Annotated in this window: 1 pseudogene; it reads right to left on the bottom strand. The window is 43.8% G+C overall.

What is annotated here, in order from left to right:
• Window positions 1-557 (bottom strand): annotated as a pseudogene (locus Q0714_RS14160) (hypothetical protein); the annotation flags it as partial.

Raw genomic sequence — 557 nt, 5'->3', positions numbered from 1 at the left:
GCACATACTGGTGATGGATCTGAAACGTCTGTCGTAATCGCTGTATTAGAATTCACTACTACCGTAGCAACACTACTGCTCGCTGTTGAACAATCACTGCTCGCTACTACATAATAATAGTAAGTCCCTGCTGTAGTATCAGTCGGTGTATAACTCGATGTTGTTGCTCCATTAATCAATGTTCCTCCTGTAGTACTTGCTGATGTATTGCTATACCATTGGTAGCTAATCGTTCCTGTGCCACTTGCCGAAACTGTAAGAGCTCCTATCGGTGACCCAGCACATACTGGTGATGGATCTGAAACGTCTGTCGTAATCGCTGTATTAGAATTCACTACTACCGTAGCAACACTACTGCTCGCTGTTGAACAATCACTGCTCGCTACTACATAATAATAGTAAGTCCCTGCTGTAGTATCAGTCGGTGTATAACTCGATGATGTTGCTCCATTAATCAATGTTCCTCCTGTAGTACTTGCTGATGTATTGCTATACCATTGGTAGCTAATCGTTCCTGTGCCACTTGCCGAAACTGTAAGAGCTCCTATCGGTGACCC

This window comes from uncultured Lutibacter sp. (assembly GCF_947493565.1).
Lineage (GTDB): Bacteria > Bacteroidota > Bacteroidia > Flavobacteriales > Flavobacteriaceae > Lutibacter > Lutibacter aestuarii.
The sequence above is the reverse complement of the archived record's forward strand: the minus strand, read 5'-3'. Positions and strand labels throughout refer to the sequence as shown.